We start from the raw sequence: 462 nt of genomic DNA on the forward strand, positions 1-462 counted from the left end.
GTCGAGGAGCAGCCGGAAGCCGTCGGCCTCGACGAGGTAGCTCGAGCAGGCCGATTCCGCGGACGGGAACGACCCCGAGCAGCCGACGACGGTGAGCTTCATGAAGCAGAAACCTCCGCTGGCGGGTGTGAGAAGACGGGGGTCGTGCGGTTCGTCGAGCGTAAGGCGCAAAACCTGCGGTCGCTCCTCCACCAGGCGTCGTTGTGGGCGAACTCACCTGTGCTGTCACCGGTTCGGCTGGAAGGGACGCGTGCGGGGGCGGGAGGGGGCGCGCGTCCTCGGCCCGCGCCGGTACGGTCTGGGCATGAACACGGCCTGGTGGCTCGCACTCGCCGCGGTGGTCCTGCTCGCCCTGGTCACCGCCCTCGTCGACGGCTGGGGCAGAGGCCACCGGCCACGCAGGGACCGTCGCCGGGAGGAGGAGGGGGAGGCGGAGTGAGTCCGCCCGGGACGGAGGAAGGG

The 462-nt window shown here is 71.4% G+C and carries 1 protein-coding gene and 1 pseudogene; one reads left to right on the top strand and one right to left on the bottom strand.

The window, feature by feature from the left end; translation table 11 throughout:
- Positions 1-102: pseudogene (locus LPA54_RS38060) on the bottom strand (MBL fold metallo-hydrolase); the annotation flags it as partial.
- Positions 103-304: 202 nt separating this feature from the next.
- On the opposite strand from LPA54_RS38060, the gene LPA54_RS42570 reads away from it, so the two are divergent.
- Positions 305-439 carry a hypothetical protein gene (locus LPA54_RS42570; RefSeq protein WP_267480009.1) on the top strand — a complete coding sequence of 45 codons (135 nt, stop codon included), beginning with the start codon at positions 305-307 and terminating at the stop codon, positions 437-439.
- Positions 440-462: the final 23 nt, after the last annotated feature.

It is taken from the genome of Streptomyces sp. DH12 (assembly GCF_020873895.1).
Lineage (GTDB): Bacteria > Actinomycetota > Actinomycetes > Streptomycetales > Streptomycetaceae > Streptomyces.

Coding starts and splice junctions, on each gene's coding strand:
- LPA54_RS42570 (WP_267480009.1), top strand. CDS start 305: ATGAACACGGCCTGGTGGCTCGCACTCGCCGCGGTGGTCCTGCTCGCC.